The organism is Shewanella salipaludis, from assembly GCF_012911865.1.
Classification (GTDB): domain Bacteria; phylum Pseudomonadota; class Gammaproteobacteria; order Enterobacterales; family Shewanellaceae; genus Shewanella; species Shewanella salipaludis.
The window spans coordinates 184,120-204,620 of the sequence record NZ_JAAXYH010000005.1 but is presented as its reverse complement, the minus strand read 5'-3'; the positions used below and the strand labels follow the sequence as shown (position 1 = coordinate 204,620).

General features: G+C 57.7%; 14 protein-coding genes. 10 read left to right on the top strand and 4 right to left on the bottom strand.

From position 1 onward, the window contains the following. Positions 1-298: 298 nt before the first annotated feature. On the top strand, positions 299-934 hold the full coding sequence (locus HC757_RS09605; RefSeq protein ID WP_169564128.1) for an aspartyl/asparaginyl beta-hydroxylase domain-containing protein: 636 nt from the start codon (positions 299-301) through the stop codon (positions 932-934). Here the strand turns inward: HC757_RS09605 and HC757_RS09600 are convergent. From HC757_RS09600 to HC757_RS09590, 3 genes are all read right to left on the bottom strand, one after another. Next, on the bottom strand, positions 931-1,533 hold the full coding sequence (locus HC757_RS09600; RefSeq protein WP_169564127.1) for a hypothetical protein: 603 nt from the start codon (positions 1,531-1,533) through the stop codon (positions 931-933). The genes HC757_RS09605 and HC757_RS09600 overlap by 4 nt on opposite strands. Positions 1,534-1,546: 13 nt before the next feature. After that, positions 1,547-2,059 carry a hypothetical protein gene (locus HC757_RS09595; RefSeq protein WP_169564126.1) on the bottom strand — a complete coding sequence of 171 codons (513 nt, stop codon included), beginning with the start codon at positions 2,057-2,059 and terminating at the stop codon, positions 1,547-1,549. 161 nt (positions 2,060-2,220) lie between these two features. Beyond that, complete coding sequence (locus HC757_RS09590) at positions 2,221-3,138, bottom strand: phytanoyl-CoA dioxygenase family protein (RefSeq protein ID WP_169564125.1); 918 nt, start codon at positions 3,136-3,138, stop codon at positions 2,221-2,223. A gap of 129 nt (positions 3,139-3,267) precedes the next feature. Between HC757_RS09590 and HC757_RS09585 the strand changes: the two genes are divergently transcribed. Further along, positions 3,268-4,338 carry a phytanoyl-CoA dioxygenase family protein gene (locus tag HC757_RS09585; RefSeq protein WP_169564124.1) on the top strand — a complete coding sequence of 357 codons (1,071 nt, stop codon included), beginning with the start codon at positions 3,268-3,270 and terminating at the stop codon, positions 4,336-4,338. Positions 4,339-4,464: 126 nt separating this feature from the next. On the opposite strand, the gene HC757_RS09580 is transcribed toward HC757_RS09585, so the two are convergent. Continuing rightward, positions 4,465-5,211, bottom strand: a complete 747-nt coding sequence (locus HC757_RS09580; RefSeq protein WP_169564123.1) for a hypothetical protein — start codon at positions 5,209-5,211, stop codon at positions 4,465-4,467. Positions 5,212-5,316: 105 nt separating this feature from the next. On the opposite strand from HC757_RS09580, the gene HC757_RS09575 reads away from it, so the two are divergent. The 8 genes from HC757_RS09575 to HC757_RS09540 all read left to right on the top strand — a co-directional run bounded on the left by HC757_RS09575 (position 5,317) and on the right by HC757_RS09540 (position 20,321). Beyond that, entirely contained in the window at positions 5,317-5,829 is a 513-nt protein-coding gene (locus HC757_RS09575; protein ID WP_169564122.1) for a GNAT family N-acetyltransferase, read from the top strand. Positions 5,830-6,050: 221 nt separating this feature from the next. Then, positions 6,051-6,347, top strand: coding sequence for a DUF6916 family protein (locus tag HC757_RS09570; RefSeq protein ID WP_169564121.1), 297 nt, complete (start codon positions 6,051-6,053; stop codon positions 6,345-6,347). Between the two features lie 56 nt (positions 6,348-6,403). After that, complete coding sequence (locus HC757_RS09565) at positions 6,404-6,952, top strand: phage tail protein (protein WP_169564120.1); 549 nt, start codon at positions 6,404-6,406, stop codon at positions 6,950-6,952. Between the two features lie 11 nt (positions 6,953-6,963). Beyond that, entirely contained in the window at positions 6,964-7,485 is a 522-nt protein-coding gene (locus tag HC757_RS09560) for a phage tail protein (protein ID WP_169564119.1), read from the top strand. An 11-nt stretch (positions 7,486-7,496) separates the two neighbouring features. Next, positions 7,497-8,039, top strand: coding sequence for a phage tail protein (locus tag HC757_RS09555; protein ID WP_169564118.1), 543 nt, complete (start codon positions 7,497-7,499; stop codon positions 8,037-8,039). 240 nt (positions 8,040-8,279) lie between these two features. Then, positions 8,280-9,428, top strand: a complete 1,149-nt coding sequence (locus HC757_RS09550; RefSeq protein ID WP_169564117.1) for a S8 family serine peptidase — start codon at positions 8,280-8,282, stop codon at positions 9,426-9,428. Between the two features lie 76 nt (positions 9,429-9,504). Next, a complete protein-coding gene (locus HC757_RS09545; protein ID WP_169564116.1) occupies positions 9,505-10,782 on the top strand; it encodes a TIGR03032 family protein in 1,278 nt (425 codons plus the stop codon). Further along, positions 10,782-20,321 carry an Ig-like domain-containing protein gene (locus HC757_RS09540; RefSeq protein ID WP_169564115.1) on the top strand — a complete coding sequence of 3,180 codons (9,540 nt, stop codon included), beginning with the start codon at positions 10,782-10,784 and terminating at the stop codon, positions 20,319-20,321. The genes HC757_RS09545 and HC757_RS09540 overlap by 1 nt, the downstream gene beginning before the upstream one ends. Positions 20,322-20,501: the final 180 nt, after the last annotated feature.

The following is a 20,501-nucleotide window of genomic DNA, read 5'->3' as shown; positions in this document are numbered from 1 at the left end:
CAGACAGGCATTTTCGCCGCAAGTTCATGGGTAAAAAATGTTTGCCTATTATTTGCTCGCCTCTATCCTGTCACTGTCGATTTTCACCAGGACGCGATTAGAAACAGATGTAACGGATTAGGGCGCCGGCAGAGTCAATGCGCAAGTTGCGCCAAGAGAGTAAGCCAATGCATTGTAAAATAAAAATCGTGCGTTGATTCAAGCGACGCTAACATACTCTTGATGACAAACAGTCGATGGAGCAACCGGGATCCCCGACCAACATCCACAAGAGCATAGCTGAAAACATGGAGCCTCTATGGAAAGCAATCATTCAGACACAAAGGACAATCTCTTGTTTGCCAAGTTAGCCTGGCGCTTCGAGCCAGGCGCACTGCAGCTGGAGCTGGAGCGACTCCAGACCGACAACTGGCTCCCCCACGTCAACCGGGCCAACTATGGCGGCAGTTGGGAGGTGTTGCCCCTGCGCTGCCTCGCCGAACACGCCCAGGCTCATCCCATACTGCAAGGCTTTGCCATAGAAACCGGCGACGCCTGGTGTAACCTGCCGGCATTGACCCAGGCGCCGGCCATGCTCGGCATCCTAGAGCGACTTCAATGTCCCGTCGGTGCCGTGCGTCTGATGCGTTTGCAGGCCGCTGCCCATATCAAGCCCCACAGAGACAGGGGCCTGAGCCTGGAATATGGTGAAGCCAGGTTACATCTGCCAATCACCACAGATCCCAAGGTAGAGTTCGTTGTCGGCGGGCGGCGCGTGCCCATGCTGGCGGGCGAGCTCTGGTACATCAACGCCGATGCCGAGCATAGCGTGAACAACAAGAGCCCACAGGACAGGGTCAACCTGGTGATAGATTGCCGGGTCAATGACTGGTTGAGGGAGCATATCCAGGATGGCCGAGGCCAAATGGCTATCAGCACCCAGGCCGGCGTTTAGGGCTTGTCCTCATGCCGGCTTAAGCGGGCAAGCAAGGTTGCAACGAGCCGGCGGATTTGCCCGTTCGTTTGCCTGTGTTCGGCGTTAATCTTACCGATCTTGTGCCTCTGTTGCAGCAACTCTTGCTGCCCCCCCTGAACTGCTTGCGCCTGGCGATTCAGCGAGTCCTGGCCGGTTGTCAGCGGCGCCGGGTTCAGCAACAAGCCGGCCAGTTCGAGCTCGGCCCGGCTCTTGGCCCTATCTATCCGTATCACCTGCATTTCAAGCTCGCGCAAGCACGCTATGAAGTCGGCTATCTCGGCGGCGACGGCGGGAAAAGCGGCGCCGAATTGCTGCACCCGCGCTATGACGCCGTCCCGTGCCGTCGTATGGGCGCAGCCAAGGTGCGCCCGTTTCGAGGCGGAACAAATGCCCGGACGTAGAAAATGGCTTTCCTCACCCAGAGTGCGCCTTCGCGGACACCCCTGCGCATCCCAAAGCACCCTCTCATGGCTCAGATCGCAATCCAGGATCTTGGCTTGCGCCAGGTTTGCCTTCAGCTCCGTCAGGACGGCGGTGAAGTCGCCGGCGCAACCCGCCTCTTCGATGCGCTTTCCCATCAGAGATTTCCCATCATAGTTTGCCCAGTTGCGCCCGGCGATAGGCTTCATCGCGAAACCAACGCTGCATCTTGGGAAAGCCCTGGGGATGCCCTGGCAGCTCGCACATGAACCAGGAGTAGAGCAGCGGATAACCGAAACCGCGATTGTCGGCAAATGTCGCGATCAGATTGGCCGAGGCACCGCGATAGCCATGGGGATGGAACAACACCTCTGGGGCCAGACCCAGGTGCATCGCCGCCGCCCATGACCAGGCGATGGCCGCCATCTCTTCTCCGCCCTTGTGGCCCGCGTCTTTCATATCGCCACTGAGGCCGCCGCGGGCCGTCTCCGGCGAAACGGCAATATGACCCGCCTCATGCAAGAGATCCCCCGGATACAGCAGCTTTGCCATGTCTATGAGCAGGCCACCCTCCACTATCCTGATCCCGGGCAAAAAGCTCGCCTCGTGGATGTCACCCAGTTTATAGGGCAAGCCAATGTCATCGAAGAAAGCCAGAATAGCCTGCACTATTTTTGGGTTCATGACTGTATTTGGGCTCATGGCTGTATTTGGGCCCATGGCTGTACTTTGACTCATGGCTGTATTTTGGCTCATGGCTGTATTTTGGCTCATGGCTGTGTCTTGGCTCATCTCTCTGTCCGCACAATAACTATGCTCACAGAATAACTATGCTCACAGCATAGCTATGCCCGCAGATCCGCAGGCACAGGATAGTCAGGATGCTCGACCGGGAAGGTCGCCCACACGGCCGGCAGCGGCGGTTGCCAGAGTGCTTCGAGACGGGCCTTGAGTTCGGCACTGTCCACCTGACCGACGGGATAGCGTTCGAGCCAGGACTCGGGGACACGGGCCGAGTCGGCCCGCTCCAGCACCAGCGCCATCCATTGTTTTCTAAGCTCGGCCCACTCCCGGCTCTGGCCACCGCTGTCGAGAATGCCCTCCAGGGGACGCATCTCGATATAGAGGGTACGGCGGCAACCTGGGCTGCGTTTCGGCTGGGAGCCATGGAGTATCATCATGTCCTGCACCAGTATGTCTCCCGCCCTGGCGGGTTGCTCTACCACCCCAGGGATAGCCCAGCCATGCTCGGCCGACAATTCCTGGATATCGTGCAGCCTGTGCTGGGTGCCTGGCACATAACGCAGACAACCATCGCCGGCCGGGGCATCATCGAGATAGACGCCTATATTGAGGTAAGGGTAACGGCGTGTATGCTGCGCGCCCTGATGCCAGTTAATCACAGGATGGGGATGCTGATACTTGTAGAGAATATCCATCTGCATGGGCACGGCTTGCTCACCGCATAGCCTATGGGCGATAGCCAACATGGCGGGGCAGGCGAGCAAGTCCAGCGAGGCCTCCCAGGCCTGGGTAAAGACATCGTCGTAACGCATCAGCCTGGGGCCGACCGGATCTTCGACGACACAGGCATGAGCGAGTGGCTCCCCGGCGTGAAAGCGCCTCAGCGCATCTTGCTCCAATGTGGCGGCGATGGCTTGCCATTGTGCGAGTAACGCCGGCGTCACAGCCCCCTCAAGGAGCAAATACCCCTTGTCTTCAAATTCACTCTTCCGGCCTGTTGCAAACTCAAATATCGTCATCCCTGTCGCCTCAAATAGAATGCATGAAGCTAAATATTTAGCAGAACTTGCCGGGAACACAAAAGCGCCTATCCTGAATTTTGAAAATAAAAACAAGCTGCTAACCCGAAACCAAGGAGAGGGCTTACCATGACCGATGTGACAGTGACCAGGAAAACCGCGCCATCGAGCCACGCCGCCAAGCTATCGACCGACGCTCCCATGCCGGCCGGCTACGAGGACGAGGGAGAGCTGGGGCTGTATCAGCTCAAGCGCATATTTTCCAAGATACAGTTGAGCAAAGCCGGCCGGCTGGACAAGAGTATCAGGGAAGCGGAATGGTCGCTGGATCTCATGCTGTACGACGAACTGAGGCTGGGGCTCGAGCCCGCGCTGCAGGCCCTGTATCAATGTCCGTCCTTCACGGAGTTTGAACACTGGGTGTTGGCACAGAATGACGGCGCCCTTGCCCCTGAGTCAGTCAGCGCCCTCAACGCCAAAGTCAGTGCCTTCTATGCCGCGACCGTATCAGTCGCCACCGCCGTCCACGACCCAGGCATTCTGTCGGCGTCTGACTGGCAACACTGGCAGGAGCAAGGTTTCCTGGTGATCCCGGATGTGCTCGACCAGACGCTCTGCCGCCGGGCAAGTCAACTTGTCTATGACGAACTCGGCATGGACGCAAGCCGCCCAGAGACCTGGTACAAACCGAATCACAAGCTGCAGAAAATCATGGTGCAACTCTTCAATCATCCTGTCTTGAACGAGATCCGCCACGTCCCCAAGATCAGGGCCATTTTTGAGGCCCTGTGGCAAACCAATGCCCTGTGGATGAGCACCGACAGGGTCGGCTTTAACCCGCCTGAGCGCCCCGACTGGCAGTTCCCCGGGCCGGGAATGCATTGGGATCTGAACTTTCATCAGCCGGTGGAATTTGGCACCCAGGCCCTCATCTATCTCACGGACACAGAGGCGCATCAGGGGGCATTCAGCTGTGTCCCCGGCTTTCACAAGAAAATCGACGCCTGGCTGGCGAGCTTACCCCAAGGCGCAGATCCCCAGGACCAGGATTGGCAAGGGTGGAATGTGCAGCCCATCGCCGCCAAGGCCGGCAGCCTCATCATCTGGCATCAGGCCCTGCCCCATGGCAGCAGCCCCAACAGGGCAAAGAGCCCGCGGATAGTGCAGTACCTCAACATGCGGCCGCTGTCACGGCGTTAAAGATAAAAGACAAATCCGGGATCTTAAGTAAAAAACCAGGAGCAACTGACTTTGAATAGCAGGCTATGAGCAACAGGCCAGGAGCAACAGGCGATGAGAGTCGGCCGCACTTGGCAGAGCCTGCGGCTAACAGGCGTATCCCAATTGCCGTGCCAGCGCCAGTATCTCAGGATGTTGCCCTATGGCATGGGGGACAACTTGCCCCTGGGGTTCGCCGTTGAAGCGATCGACCGGCTGAAAAGTATCCCGTTCCAGGCCAAATGCCAATCCGGAAAAATCGGCAATCCGCGCCACAGTGGCAGGGGTAAAGAGGCTGTCATAGGGCACTGTCAGCCAATGCTGTTCCGGCCAGTCTTGCCTGTATCTTGCCGCCTGCAGGTTCACCTCGGCCCAATAATAAAGGCATTTTTCAAATGGGGTTAAGTCTGGCCAGCGCCCGGCATAATGAGGCAACTGCGCCTCGGGTGCCTCGGGATGGAAAAATTGCTTCTCCTGTAGATGGGGCAGAATGGGGGGAACGAAGACATTCAGTTTCAACAGGGAGCGGGCATTGTCTATGGGGTTTCGATGGATATAAATCAGTTTCACGTCGCCACCCAATTCTTGCCTGAACCAATCCAGGTGACGCCAGCAGGGGAAGCCACACTCCATATAATGCCCCCCCTGTTGCAACTGTCCCTCGATCTGCGCCAGATGGGCCAGTAACAGCTCCCTATGGTGTGCCAGAGGCTTGGACGGGCTATTCGTCATGGGAGCGTAAGCCAGATGCAGCGGCTCATGGGTCACTGCGCCTTCGGGATTGGACGCTTGCAGGTGCCTGGCCAACCATTGGGTACCGCAGCGTCCGGGGGAAAGTACGAAAGTTGCTGTCATGTTTATCCTGATGTGGCAAAGTTTTGGTCTATAGTAAGAAAGCTACAATAAATCACAGAGATTACATAATCTTAATACCATTATGTGTTTAACAAGGAACCAGCAATGCGTAAGTTGAACCTACCCGATGGCTTGCATATTCGTCCCTCAAGACCCAGTGACAGACCGTTTCTCGAGCAACTGCACCATGCCACCCGAGAAGACCTACAGCTGATACAGGGTGAGAAAGAACTGATCGAATCCGTCATAGAGATGCAATTTAAGGCCCAGAACCAAGGTTATGGCGATCAATTTCCCAATGCCATGTACTTCATCATAGAAAAACACCATGAAGCCATAGGCAAGGCAACCCTGGATTTTGGCCATAATGAAATACGCTTGCTCGACATCGCCTTCTTACCCCAGGCCCGTCGACATGGGTTCGGCAAAGCCATTATTCAGTCATTCCAGATGGCGGCGACGCAAGCTTGCGCCCCCTTATCCCTCACAGTATTGAAAGACAATCTTGCCGCTCAAAGACTCTATTTATCCCTGGGCTTCAGGGTCGATTCATTTCAGGAACCCTATTATTTTATGGCCTGGTATCCCCCGATCCAAAGGGCCATGTCGGCCGGCTAATCTCTATGATGATGCGCACCCGGCCAGCCCTACAGACGAAACCAGCGTCCCTCACGGCTTAGGGTGTCGCGGTTTCCCAAAAAGAATAACAACATTAAACAAACAATTTTAACCTTTGGGATACCGGTCTGAAATTTAAGGCTATACTGCTTGAGTTGCTGTAGATATAACCACCTCCTCGGGTGGTATACATTGGACCGACAGAGTACAAGGAAGATGCAGTGGAAAAATTCAACTTTGACGTTTTAACCCCCTTATTGGATCAGCAAGTTGCCGTATTTGCCCCAGATTCAGAAACTAAGCTTACCGATCTCACTATCACCCAGGTGAGCAGGGGAGCCCCCCACGGAGATGAATTCGATGCCTTCTCGGTCGAATTTAAAGGCGATAAAAACCAGCATTGCCCCCAGGGCAACTATCTCCTGAAACACCCGGGTTTCGGTGAGATGATGCTGTTTATGTCACCCCATGCCATAGACTCGTACCAGGTTTGTATTTCACGCAGGAAGAATGACTGAAAAGCAGACGCGTTTTGCTGTTCAGCCTTGCCAGATAAATATAAAGAGGAACTCTTATGTCAGAACCTTTCTTGGGAGAAATTCGCCCGGTGGCCTATAATTTCGCTCCGCTGAATTGGGCCACCTGTGACGGGCAGCTATTGCCCATATCCGAAAATCAGGCGCTATTTGCACTCTTGGGGAATAGCTATGGTGGTGATGCCAGAACCAGTTATGGACTCCCTAATTTGAAGGGGCGTACCCCCATACATACAGGCACTTATCAGTACGAAACCACCCTGGATTATGAGCGGGGCAATTTTGGCGGCCAGGACTATGTCACTCTGACCGCATCACAAATGCCGGCGCACAGGCATGTGTTCAACGCCACGGCGCAGGAGGGAGATACCTCATTAATCTATTCTCCCACCCAGACAAACAACATGCTGGCCGTAAGCGCTTCGACCAGTAGTATAGCCTATTACACATCGGACTCAGCGAGCGTAGCTTTGGCCCCGGATACGGTATCTAGCAGCGGCCAAGGACAAAGCCATTACAATGTGCAGCCGAGTCTAGGCCTGCTATTCACCATCGCCATGAAAGGCATTTTTCCGCCACGCAATTAGGAGACTCGATTATGGCACAACCCTATCAAGGCGATATCAGGATGTTCGCCGGCATTTATGCTCCTCTCAACTATGCCTTCTGCAACGGCACCCTGATGACGGTTGTAGACAATGAAGCCCTGTTTTCCCTGCTCGGCACAGCCTATGGCGGTGATGGCCGCACCAGTTTCGCCCTGCCTGAGATGCGTGGCCGCATCCCGGTTCATCGCGGCCAGGCCCAGGGGAATCCCCTTGACTGGACCCAGGGACAGCGCCAGGGCATGGGTTCTGTCACCCTGACCCAGGCTCAGCTCCCCCCGCATAACCATGACTTCAACGTCAGCAACAGCGATGCCAACCTCACCTCGCCGGCGAACAACAGCATAGGCATGGAAAATCACTATGTGAGTGTCGCCGGCGTAACGGATTCGGGGAATTTGCCTTCGGCTGCCCTGGAAAACAGCGGCCAGAGTCAGGCTCACAGCAACATGATGCCTTATGGCGCGATTAACTTCATCATTGCCCTCAAGGGCATATATCCACCAAGAAATTAACGGAGATCATCATGTCACAGGCATTCATAGGAGAGATCCGGATTTATCCTTATGCTTATAGCCCAAGAAACTGGACCCATTGCGACGGCCAACTCTTGTCTATCAGCGAAAACCAGGCGCTGTTCGCAATAATGGGCACCACCTATGGCGGCGACGGGCGCACTACCCTGGCAACGCCCAACTTACAGGGACGCGCGCCCTTGCATGCGGGCAATGGACCCGGCTTACCCCCCCATGTTCTGGGGGAACGTGGCGGGCAGGCGACGGTTGAGCTGGATGAGAGTGAAATGGCATCCCACGACCATGACATCAAGGGCGCCAAAGGACCTGGCTCGGCCTCAACCAACGTAGCCTCTGCGACCACCTATCTTGGCTCACAAAAACCCGGGGCACCTGTCTACAGGCAAAACTATCAAAGCGGGCAAAGCCTAAGTGCCCTCAACCCAGGCACCATCGCCAGCAGCGGCGCGAGTCTGCCCCACGAGAATCGCCAACCCTTTTTGGCCATCCCTTTTTGTCTCTGTCTGGACGGTATGTTCCCAAGGAGAAATTAATAGGGCAGCACAGGGCGACGCAGGTACTATTCAGGCGTCGCACTGTGCTTTATGGTTGGCCTTGGTCAATCAGGATAATTTTTCTATCAAGATGTTATGTATGACTCACAATTAACCCAGACACCAAACATGATTAACTTCTCTCACCGCCTCAAAATACTCAAGCCTCCCCTCAAGGGCTGGCCATGCCTTGGTCTTTGTCTTTGCCTTTGCCTTTGTCTGAGTCTGAGTCTGAGTATAGTGAGTTTCCCTCCCCGGGCCGCCGCCCTCAGCTTCCTGAACCTGGGAGACAGAGTCAGGCTATCGACCTCGGATGAACAGAGTCAGGTGGAGTATCTGGGCCACTCATTGAGAATTGCGGCGCGTCTCATAGTCAAGAAATCCAAGTCACTGACACTAAGCCAGTTGCAAGATCTGGATGAGCGCATAGTCAAGTTACAGCAACTCTACAATGCCGACGATTACGATTATGTGCTGCTAAGCCTCAGCGGCCTGGCTGCCATGGAAAGCATAAAGGCCAAACTCGACACCTTGCCGGGCATCTTATTGATACAACCGGATATATTGCAATTACAGCATAAATCGACCCAAACAGGAGTGGACAATGTTGGCGCTACAAGCGACGTCTTGGCCGCTTACAGGTTGTTTAACCAGGGCAAGAGGATCACGGGAAAAGGCGTCAATGTTGCCGTCATAGATGACGGTTTTTCCCTGTCCCACCCTGCACTGGCCGGCACCCGGCTGGTGTTCAGTTATGATACCGTGACCCAAACGACGAGCGTGGAACCTGCCCGGGCATCGGATACCCATGGGACTATGGTGGCCGGCATTCTCTTTGCCAAGAGCGAGCGACTCACAGGGCTGGTGCCAGAGGCCAATTTCATCGCCATCCGCCAACCCGATACCTGGACATCCTCGACCCTGCTGGCCTTTCAGCTGGCTAAGCTGACCCAGGCGGATGTCATCAACTGCAGCTGGCACACGGGCTGGTTGTTGGAACCGATAAAAAATGTGGTTGACGACTTGGCGGCAACGGGACGTCACCACAAGGGAACGGCTGTGGTATTTGCCGCCGGCAACCAAGGCAGAGAAGTCGCAGTCAACGACACAGAGGCGGGTATCTTGTCCGCCATAGTGATAGGCGCAGTCACCCCCGCAGGCAAACTCGCCGGCTTCAGCAACAGAGGTTCCAGCCTGGATGGCTACGCCCTGGGCACCCCAATACTGACGACAGTCCCCAAAAATGAGTATCAGATGTTCTCCGGCACCTCGCTGGCGGCCGCCATAGCCAGCGGTCAGATAGCGGCCATGATAGCCAAAGAACCCGATATCGAATTGACAGCAATAATCCATAAATTATCTGAGGTTAAATTGCCCGCACCCAGATAGTCGTATAAGATTCAGCTGATGGAATATTAATCAACCGCTGAACCTGCCCAATAAAAACCCATGGAATAAGGGAAATATGTCGCAAGCTATCCAAACCGAAAACGCTGGCATTTATGATGAAATGGACTACAGCGCCGAATATTCCGACAACCTGCCGGCTATTCTGAAGCAGCTGAATATTTCTCTCGCCTTTACCTCTTACCAGGCTGCTCGTCTCATGTTGGTCAGAAGCGATGGCGAAACCCTGGATATTAACTATAAGAGCTTCCCGCGGCCCATGGGACTCACTGTGACCCAGGATTCGCTCACCCTAGGCACCTTCACCCAGGTAATCAAATTCCAGCGCGAAGACCTGTTACTGTCGCAAGTAAAACAGCCACTGCCAACCATAGAAGAAGATATTACCGCGCCGCGCATCAAGCCAAAAGAGCCAGAGCAGCCGGTCTCCGGCAATGACGCCGATGCCGGGCTCAAGGCCGAGGCATCCGAGCCGGATGTGGAGCTCACCCAGGAACAACTCGAGCGCCGCAAACAATGGCAAGCGTACCAGAAGGCATTATTCGCGCCGCTCGATGAGAGAGCCGATGCCTGCTTCATCAGTCGCAGTGCCCACTTTACCGGCATGATCAATATTCATGATATCGACTGGGGAGACGAGGGGCTGTGGGCGGTCAATTCGAGTTTTTCCTGCCTCTGCACCCTGTCGCCCGATGCCAGCTTCATCCCGCGTTGGAAGCCCCACTTCATCAGCGAGCTGGGACCAGAGGATCGCTGTCACCTCAACGGCATGGCTCTGAAAGACGGCAAGCCAGCCTATGTCACTACCTTCTCCCAATACAATGAACCCGCCAAGTGGCGCCACAGCGACGAGTTCAACGGCACCCTGATGGAGGTCGCCGGCAATCGCATCCTGCTCGAGGGCCTGGCCATGCCCCATTCGCCGCGCTGGCATCAGGGCAAGGTCTATTTCTGTAATTCCGGTTATGGCGAGCTCTGCAGTTACGATCCGGCATCAGGCAGGCATGAGACTATTGCCAAACTGCCGGGTTTCACCCGCGGCATGGACTTCTATGGCCCGCTGCTGTTTGTCGGTCTGTCCAAGGTGCGCGATGGCGCAGTCAACAAGCCCTCCCCCCTGAAGGAAATGTACCCAGAGACCTTTTCCGGCATCTGGATCATCAACCTGGAAGACTCGAGCCAGGTCGCCCACATCAGCTTTACCGGCAATGTAGATCAAATTTACGACATAGCCGTATTAACCGATTGCAGTTTTCCCGAATTGATAGAACCCCAACACCCACGCATGCGTAACCATTTTTGCTTTCCGGCACTGACGGAATCGAGGGATAGATAATGAGTCAGACCAACAAGAAGTCCAAAGGCGCAACCGGCCTGCAAATGCTCCTGCCGGCTCTGCTGCTGGCCCAGCCGGCCATGGCCTCGGTACGTTCGGCCAGTGTCTCCCGCAGCCGCAGCGGACGACAACATGCCGTGGTCACTGGCACCATGGCAACACCCGAGCAGGCAGCAACATCCAAAACCAGCCCCTTTGCGGCATTCGGGGGCATGGAAAGCCAGCGCCAAGCCCTGCCGAGCGGCCCAGCCGACGCCATGGCGTTCCTGCGCCGGCAAGGCTTGCTGCACCAGGGCGATACCAAACACGCTGCCGCCCTGTCCGGCCAGCATCTGGACGATCCCCAGGGCAGGAAAACCTTCACTGCAGGCGTCTCCGGCTTGAACGCCAACAAAACGAAATTCTACGCCTACAGTTATACTATCTTTAATCTGCAATGTGCGGTTGGTGCACAGCAGACTAAGCTCAATGTTGTTGTGGCAGGACCTCCTATATCCACTGTTAGCTGTCACGATAGTGGCGCTTTTCTGGTACAAAGTGAGAATCTGGGTATTGCCAACGGCCAGTGTGTCGTTGCCTTGAGAGAGTGCTTATACGGCGTCGCAAACAGCGCCCCGACCAATATCTCACTCACCAGCACCAGCGTTAACCAGAGCGGCGGCGCCAATGCGACAGTAGGCACCCTAAGCACCACAGACGCAGACAGTGGCGATAGTCATACTTATTCACTGGTCGCCGGCACTGGCGATACAGACAACGCCAGTTTTAACATCAGCGGCAGCACACTTAGGGCCAATGACGCCTCGGCGTTGGCCGCGGGCACTTATTCGGTGCGCATCAATACCAACGACGGTACGGCCAATTACGCCAAGGCGCTGACCATTACCGTGGTGGATAATGTTTGGCCCACTTATCAAAACGGTACACCCAGCATATCCGGCACGACCCAGACCCAAACCACATTGACCACCAGGCTCAGTGAAACCGGCGTCACCTATTGGGTGGTACTGGCAAGTGGGGCAACCGCACCTTTTGCCAGCCACATAAGAAACGGAACCGATCGTTTTGGCGCTCCTGCGCCTTTTAGCGGCAATTATAATGTCACCTCGGCAGGGGTCGATTTTAGCGATACCATAACCGGGTTAAGCCCGGGCACATCATACGATATCTGGGTAATGTCGGAAGATAATGTCCCCAACCTGGGCACCGCAAACAAGGTGGTTCTGACCACAGCAGCCGTGGATGCAGACGGCAGCTTGACGGCAGGCGGCGGCGTTTCCGAACCCGTGGCCCTGAATACCACTGTGGATACAGTGGGCGAAGCCGTTAATCTATTCGACTTTACCCTGACCGACGGGAGCGGCGGGGACACATTGCCTATGACCGTCAGTCAAGTCGTCGTGAATGTCAGCGGCACTTCAACCGATAGCGAACGCGGCCAGGTGACCTGGAGGCTGAACGGCAATGACTCATCCAATGTGGCCGGCGTTTATGACGCGGGCGCAGATACCATTACCTTTTCCGGTTTAAGCATCTCGGTGGCAGACGGCGGCAGTGAAACCTATACGATCAACGCCTATTACAATGACAATATCAACCTGACCGAAGACCACACCTTTATCTTAAGTGTGGATGGCGATACAGATCTGACCCTGGGTGCAGGCGGCACTCAGATGAGTACCACATCGCCGATAACCAACAGTACTGGCTCGACTATTGGTGTGACAGCTACCGCCCTGGCATTTACCACCCAGCCGGCAGGCTCTGTATCCGGCAGTGCCCTGACCACCCAGCCGGTGGTGACGGCCCAAGACGCATTCGGCAATACCGACCTTGACTTTACCGAGACTATTACCCTGACCGAGGCCAGTGCAGGGACTCTTACCGGCACCAATGCCCTCGCGGCCGTTTCCGGCAGCGCGACTTTCACAAACCTGGTATACAGCGCAACGGCGGATCAGCAATCCTTCACCCTGACCGCCAATGATCAGGATGGTGTCGGCTCGGATCTGCCGACAGTGGATGCCAATGCGGTCACCTCGGACGTGGTGGCCACCAAGCTGTTGTTCACTACACAGCCCTCCCCGCTGACAGTCACCAGCGGCATCCCAACCAGCTTCAACACAGTACCTGTGGTGGAAGCGGTTGATGCCACTAACTTGGTCGATACAGGTTACAGCACAGGGATTGCATTGGCTGAAGTGAACGGCGCCGGCAGTGCCACCATGACGGGCACAGGAGATACCGACGGTAACGGGGCAACAGTCACCCTGACACCTTCTTCCGGTGTCGCAGCTTATACAGGCCTTGCACTCAGCTATACCGCATCGGGCAGCAGCGATGAGAGCTTCAACCTGCAAGCCAGTTCCGGCGGACTCAGCACGGCCAACAGCAGTCAGTTGACTGCCGAGGTCATGGGGATAACAGATGCCACCTATGACGCCGGCAGCGGCGTGCTGGTAGTGACCGGCACACATTTTATCGCCAATGGCGGCGGTGCCGACATCGACGCATCAACACTGACGTTGACGGGCGAAGCGGGCGCGACCTATACCCTCACGGATACCTTAGATGTCGAGATAGACAGCGCCACTCAGTTCACCATCACCCTGAGCGCCACAGACAAATTGTATGTCAACGGTCTGTTCAATAAAGACGGCACTCAGTCCGACGGCGGTACCAACTACAATCTGGCGGCCGCCGATGACTATATGACGGCGGTCACGGCAGGCGACACCTCGGACGCCACCAATGGCATTACCGTCAGCAACGTCGCCGCGCCAACCGTCACTTCGGCAGGTTATGACGCATCGACCGGCGTGCTGACCGTCACTGGCACCAACCTGGTGCATGCAACCGGTGCCGGCAATGATATCGACGCTTCCCTACTGACCCTGACGGGCGAAGGCGGCAGCACTTATACCCTGACAGACACGACCGATGTCGAAATAGGTTCGGTCACGACATTCTTCCTCACCCTGAGTGCCACAGACAAGGCCGCCATTAACCTCATTCTCAACAAAGACGGCAGCAGCTCGACCGGCGCCACCAATTACAACCTGGCGGCCGCCGACAACTGGCAGCCGGGCGCCGCGGCCAGCAGCAACATAGCCGACCTCACGAACAATGACATCACAGTCAGCAACGTCGCAGTACCCACCATCGACTCGGCGACCTATGATGCCAACACGGGCGCCCTGGTGGTCACAGGCACTGGCTTCTCCGTTCTGGTTGGGGCGGGCAACGACATAGTGGCCAACAAGTTCAGCTTCACAGGGGAAGGCGGCTCGACCTACACACTGATAGACACGGCCAACGTCGAGATTACCTCAGGCACGGCATTCACCCTGATGCTGAGCGCCACCGACAAGGCCACCATCAATCAGCTGGTCAACAAAAACGGCTCAGACTCGACCGGTGGCACTCCCTATAACCTGGCCGCCGCCGAAGATTGGACCTCAGGTGCCGACTCTGCAGTGACAGTGGCCGACTTAACCGGTAATGGCGTCACAGTCGCCAACGTGGCGACCCCAACTATTACCAGTGCCGGCTACAACGCCGCCACCGGCGTATTGACTGTCTCCGGCAGCAACTTCAGCCAAGCAAGTGGTGCCACTAACGACATCATAGCCAACAAGTTCACCCTCACGGGGGAAGGCGGCGAGACCTATACCCTCACAGATACTGCCAACGTCGACATCAACTCGGCAACCGCTTTCAGTCTGACCCTGAGCGCCATAGACATGGCGGCGGTCAACCAAATAATCAACAAGAATGGCGGCAACGCCACCGGCGGCACGGCTTATAACCTGGCCGCCGCCGAGGATTGGGCGGCAGGCGCAGACAGCGCCGTGAATGTGGCCGATCTCACGGGCAACGGCATCACAGCCAGCAACGTCGCCGCGCCCACAGTCACAGGCGCCAGCTATGATTACGCCAGCAACCTATTGACGGTCACAGGCACTGGCCTGCTCAAACGCAGCGGTGCAGGCAACGATATCGATGTGTCCATGCTGACCCTCACGGGAGAAGGCGGCGCGACTTATACCCTGGCAAGCTCAAGCGATGTGGACATTCTCTCGGGCACAGGCTTTACCGTCACCCTGTCCGGCGCAGACATCTATCATGTCGAGGCTCTGCTGAACCAGAACGGCACCAGCGCGGCAAGCGGCACCAACTATAACCTGGCGGCGTTTGATGACTGGAACACAGGCGCCGATGTGGCTGTTAACATTGCCGATACCACAGGCAACGGCATCACTGTCAGCAATTACACAATGCCGACCATCACCTCGGCCACCTACGATTGGAGTACTGGCCAGTTGGTCATCACAGGCACAGAGTTGGTGAGTCTGGCGGGTGCAGGCAACGACATAGACGCCTCGCTGCTGAACTTCACAGGCCAAAGCGGCAGCTATAGCCTGACAGATTCCAGCGACGTCGAGCTTGTCAGCGCCACCTCGGCGACAGTGACGCTCAGCGCCACCGACAAGCTCAATGTCCATGGTCTGCTGAACAAGAATGGTACTGCCTCCAGCGGCCCCGCTCCCAACATAGTGACCTACAACCTGGCGGCAATGGATAACTGGGTGGCGGGCTCGCCCCTGGCGGTCGACATTGCCGATCTGACGGGCAATGGCATCACCACAAGCAATGTCTGTACCCCGAGCATCACAGGCAGCAGCTATGATGCAGATACCGGCGTCGTGACAGTCACAGGCAGCTGCCTGTTCAAGAAACCCGGCGCCAACAACGACATAGATCTGTCCACCTTCACCTTCACGGGTGGTGTGGCCAACGCCACTTATACCTTAACCACCACCAATGACGTGGAGATAAGCTCAGACACCAGCTTCAGCTTTACCCTGAGCGGTGCCGATAAAACCAATGTCGATGCCCTGTTGGATCAACTGGGCAGCAGCTCCAGTGGCGGCTCCACCTATAACATTGCCGCCGCCGAAGACTGGCTGACCGCGGCCGATGCCGCGGCGACCATCGCCGATGCCGGCAATGGCGTGAATGTCACAATCAATCCCCAAATCACCTCGGCAAGCTATAACCCGGCCACAGGCGTACTTGTGGTCACAGGCAGTAACCTGCAAGCCAATGGCGGCGGTGCCGACATAGACGCTTCCATGCTGACCCTAACCGGGGAAGCGGGCGGCAGCTATACACTCACAGACACAAGCGATGTCGAGCGCGACTCTTTCAGCCAATTTACCCTGGCACTGAGCGCTACCGACAAGGCCGCAGTCAACGCCCTGCTCAATAACACGGGCACTCAGTCCGACGATGCGACCCCCTATAACCTGGCCGCCGCAGACGACTGGAATACCAATATCACCGCCGGCGATACCTCGGACGCGTTGGCAACAGTGACAGTCAGCAACACGGCGCCGGCTCTGACCCAACTCGATGGCGATGCCGTCAGCTACAGCATAGGCGGCGCGGATGTGCTGCTCGACAATGGCAGCGACGCCACCCTGGACGATTTAAGCTCCCAACGTTTAGATGGCGGCAGCATCACAGTCAGCATAATAGCCAACGCCCAGACGGCCGAGGACTTGCTGAAGATAGGCAATGGCGCTATCAGCACCTCGGGCAGCGATGTCATGCATTCGGATAGCGGTGGCACCATCATAGGCAGCTTCAGCGGCGGCAATTCGGGCACAGACTTGGTTATCACCCTCAATTCGGAAGCCACTCTGGCACGGGTACGGGATCTCTTGTCCGCCTTGAAGTACGCCAACAGCGACACTGCCACAATCAACACCCTGAGTCGCAGCGTGCGCATCCTTATCAACGATGGCGACGGCGCCAACTCGGCCAACCAGGATGTCACTGTGGCCCTGGTGCGGGCCCCCATCATAGACCTCGACGGCGACGACAGCAGTGGTGCCGGCAATGGCAGCTACAGCGGCGTCTTTACCGAACAGGCCGGCGCGGTGGCGGCGGCAGACACAGACAACGGCATCAACGACGACGGCGCGAGCTATAAAGCACTGCAGGTCACCCTGAGCAATAGACCGGATGCTGCCTCGGAAAGCCTGAGTTCCAGCTATGGCACAGGCGCGCAGAGTGTCAACGGTGAGGCCGTCACTATAGGGGCTTACAACAGTGCCAACGGCGTGCTGGATATTGTCATAGATGATACCTCAACCAGTGCCGCGACCATGCAGCTGTTGATCGCCTCCATCCGCTACGACAACAGCGCAGATGAACCGGATAGCACATCCAGAATCATCAGCTTCGCCGCGACCGATACGGATGACAACCTGGGCCCAGTGTCCACCTCAACCCTGAGCGTGACCAGAGTCAACGACGCGCCCACAGGCAGCGTCACTATCTCAGGCAGCGCCATTGAAGACCAGACCCTGACCGCCGCCAACACCCTGGCGGACAATGACGGCCTGGGCGCCATCAGCTACCAATGGCAACGTAACGGCACCAATGTCAGCGGCGCCACAGGCAGCAGCTATGCATTGGGCGACAGCGATGTCGGCACTGTTATCAGTGTCGTCGCCAGCTACACGGACGGCCAGGGCACGGCCGAGAGTGTGACTTCGGCGGCGACCTCTGCGGTCAGTAACATCAACGACGCCCCCACAGGCAGCGTCACCATCTCAGGGTCGCCCATCAGGGCCCAAACCCTGACCGCCGCCAATACCCTGGCCGACGCCGACGGTCTGGGTGCCATCGGCTATCAGTGGCAGCGCAACGGCAGCAACATCGGCGGGGCCACCGCAGCCAGCTATGTCCTGGTCACTGCCGATATCGGCACTGCCATCAGCGTCAGCGCAAGCTACACAGATGGCCATGGCACGGCGGAGAGCGTCATCTCGGGCAGCACGGCTCTGGTTGAGAACAACAACACGGCGCCGATACTGACCGCAGCGGCCCTCTCCCTGGCCGAGGACGACAGCGCCAGCGCCGTCATCACAGTGACGGATGAAACGCCGGCCCAGGTAGCCCTGAGCATCACGACGCCACCCGCCCATGGCAGCGCCGAACTCAACGGGGGCTTGCTGACCTATGTGCCGGCGGCCAACTACAACGGCAGCGACAGCCTGACGCTCGTTGGCGACGATGGTGAATTCCTGTCTGAGCCCCTGACCATCGCCATCACGGTCACCCCGGTGAATGATGCGCCCGTGGCCAACGACGACGGCTTCAGCCTGCCCGTTACCAACGACAACCGCTATAGCCTGGCAGTGCTGGCCAACGACAGCGATGTCGACACTGGGGACACCCTGAGCATCAGCAGCGCCAAGGCAGAGATAGGCAGCGTGACCATTGCCGGGCAGCAGCTGCTCTATAGCGCGCCGGCAAGCCTGCACAGCGCCGTCACCCTCAAGTACCGCATCACGGATGTCAAGGGTGCAGCCGATGAAGCCAGTGTGACCCTGACACTGACGGGCACGGACAACGACCAACTGCCCCTGTTGACAGTGCCGGCCGATGTCAGAGTCAATGCCACCGGCCTGTTCACCAAGGTGGACCCGGGCACGGCCACCGCCACAGATGTCAATGGCCAGCCCGTGGCCGTCACGACCCTCAATGGTCCGAGCTATTTCGCCCCGGGACGCCACAAGATTTTCTGGCAGGCCACCGACAGCGCCGGGCGCAGCAAGACCGCCGAGCAGCTCATCGAGGTCCTGCCGCTGATTGCCATCGCCAAGGACAGCGTGGCCACCGAAGGTCAGACCCGCTCGGTGCGTGTCTACCTCAACGGCCCGTCACCTGACTACCCTGTCACAGTGCCCTATAGCGTTGGCGGCACCGCCGGCCCGGACGACCACTCACTGGTGGATGGTGAGCTGGTGATAGCCCAGGGAACGGAGGCCAGCATAGACGTCAACATACTGGAGGACGGCAAGGATGAAGGCGATGAGACCCTGGTGATTACCCTGGACAAGGCGCTCAACCTGGCAGCCAAGTCGAGCCATACCCTGACCATTTCGGAGCAGAACCTCGCTCCCGAGGTGTCATTGAAAGCCAGCCAGGCCGGGGTCAACGGGGTCTTCGTGGTCAACAATGCCGAGCCTGTGACAGTGACCGCCACAGTGAGCGATGCCAACAGCCTGGACAGCCACAGCTATCAGTGGTTGGCACTGACCGATGCCATCACACTGCAACGGCTCAGCGATACCCAGGTGCAATTCGAGGTGCAGGACCTGGCCGAAGGCAGCTACAAGCTGCAACTGACAGTGACAGACAATGGCACTCCGGCACTCGAAAGCCAGGCATTACTCTATCTGGAGGTGCGCAACAGCCTGCCGGAATTGGGCGACAACGACTCGGACGGCGACCTTATCCCCGACAGCAGCGAAGGCTTCGCCGACGATGACGGCGATGGCATAGCGGATTATCTCGATGCCATCACAGAGTGCAACATAGTCCCGGCCGTTGCCGCTGAAGCGAGCAGCTTCCTGGTCGAGGGCGAGCCGGGAGCCTGCCTGCGCAAGGGCTCCAGTGTCGCCAACAACAGCACAGGCGGCGCCGAGCTGATAACAGGCGAAATACCCGCGGATACCCAGGCCAACACCCGCGGCAGCATCTATGACTTCATCGCCTACGGCCTGCCGCAACAGGGGCAGAGCCTGTCGCTGGTGTTGCCACAGCGTCAGCCCGTGCCGGAAAACGCCGTGTACCGTAAGTTCAGTGGCGGCCAATGGGTCGGCTTCGTCATGGATGCCGACAATGGCATCCGCTCGGCCGCCGGTGACAAGGGCTACTGCCCGCCGCCGGGTGACGGCGCCTGGCAGCCGGGGTTAACCCCGGGCCACTGGTGTATTGAGCTGACCATCAGCGATGGCGGCCCCAACGACGATGACGGCCTGGCCAATGGCACCATAGTCGACCCGAGTGCAACGGCCGTGCCCATGAGCAGCAACCATGCCCCGGTTGTCGTCGCCGACAGCCTGAGCATGAGCTGGAATACCGACACCTTGATCGACGTGCTCGCCAACGACAGCGATGCCGACGGCGACACCCTGGTGCTGACCAGTGCCAGCGCCGACCTGGGGCTGGTTGAAGTGAGGAGCGACAGGCTGTACTTCCGGCCGCTGGCGGACCACTTCGGCCAGGCGCTGATCACCTATGGCGTCAGCGATAACCAGGGGGGCTCGGGCAGCGGCCTGGTCACTGTCAATGTGCTGGCAAACCGGTTCCCGGTGGCGGTCGACGATCTGCTCAACCTGCAGTTCAGTCGCCCCATCGTCATCGACGTGTTGGCCAACGACAGCGACCCAGAGGGGCAGGCATTGAGCGTCACCCAGGCCGGCGTGGACCAGGGCACAGTCACGATCAATCCCGACTCCAGCCTGACCTATACCCCGGCCAGCGGCTTCAGTGGCCAGGCGGTCATCGACTATCGCGTCAAAGATCCACTGGGCGCCAGCGCCGACGCCCGGGTGCTGATCACGGTCAAGGCCGGGGCCGTGGTGGTTGACAATGAGTCGAACGGCGGCGCGGCCGGCGTGCTTGGCCTGCTGCTCGGTGGCCTGGCGCTCATCAGACGCAGAATCTTCAAGTCATAGGCAAGGGCCGAGCGGCTCAACTGAAAAGGCGGGGACTTCCCCGCCTTTTCCTTTAGCATCCGCCCCACACCGCAGGCTATCCTGTGCTAGAAAACCTCAGGTCGGCAGGTTACACTCACAAAAAACCGCTAAACGCGGCGCGACCTTGTATACTCGGCGGCGAGTCACGATACAGGCACC

Excerpts from the sequence above, each read along its gene's own strand:
- HC757_RS09605 (WP_169564128.1), top strand. The coding sequence starts at position 299 with ATGGAAAGCAATCATTCAGACACAAAGGACAATCTCTTGTTTGCCAAG.
- HC757_RS09600 (WP_169564127.1), bottom strand. The coding sequence starts at position 1,533 with ATGGGAAAGCGCATCGAAGAGGCGGGTTGCGCCGGCGACTTCACCGCC.
- HC757_RS09595 (WP_169564126.1), bottom strand. The coding sequence starts at position 2,059 with ATGAACCCAAAAATAGTGCAGGCTATTCTGGCTTTCTTCGATGACATT.
- HC757_RS09590 (WP_169564125.1), bottom strand. The coding sequence starts at position 3,138 with ATGACGATATTTGAGTTTGCAACAGGCCGGAAGAGTGAATTTGAAGAC.
- HC757_RS09585 (WP_169564124.1), top strand. The coding sequence starts at position 3,268 with ATGACCGATGTGACAGTGACCAGGAAAACCGCGCCATCGAGCCACGCC.
- HC757_RS09580 (WP_169564123.1), bottom strand. The coding sequence starts at position 5,211 with ATGACAGCAACTTTCGTACTTTCCCCCGGACGCTGCGGTACCCAATGG.
- HC757_RS09575 (WP_169564122.1), top strand. The coding sequence starts at position 5,317 with ATGCGTAAGTTGAACCTACCCGATGGCTTGCATATTCGTCCCTCAAGA.
- HC757_RS09565 (WP_169564120.1), top strand. The coding sequence starts at position 6,404 with ATGTCAGAACCTTTCTTGGGAGAAATTCGCCCGGTGGCCTATAATTTC.
- HC757_RS09560 (WP_169564119.1), top strand. The coding sequence starts at position 6,964 with ATGGCACAACCCTATCAAGGCGATATCAGGATGTTCGCCGGCATTTAT.
- HC757_RS09555 (WP_169564118.1), top strand. The coding sequence starts at position 7,497 with ATGTCACAGGCATTCATAGGAGAGATCCGGATTTATCCTTATGCTTAT.
- HC757_RS09545 (WP_169564116.1), top strand. The coding sequence starts at position 9,505 with ATGTCGCAAGCTATCCAAACCGAAAACGCTGGCATTTATGATGAAATG.
- HC757_RS09540 (WP_169564115.1), top strand. The coding sequence starts at position 10,782 with ATGAGTCAGACCAACAAGAAGTCCAAAGGCGCAACCGGCCTGCAAATG.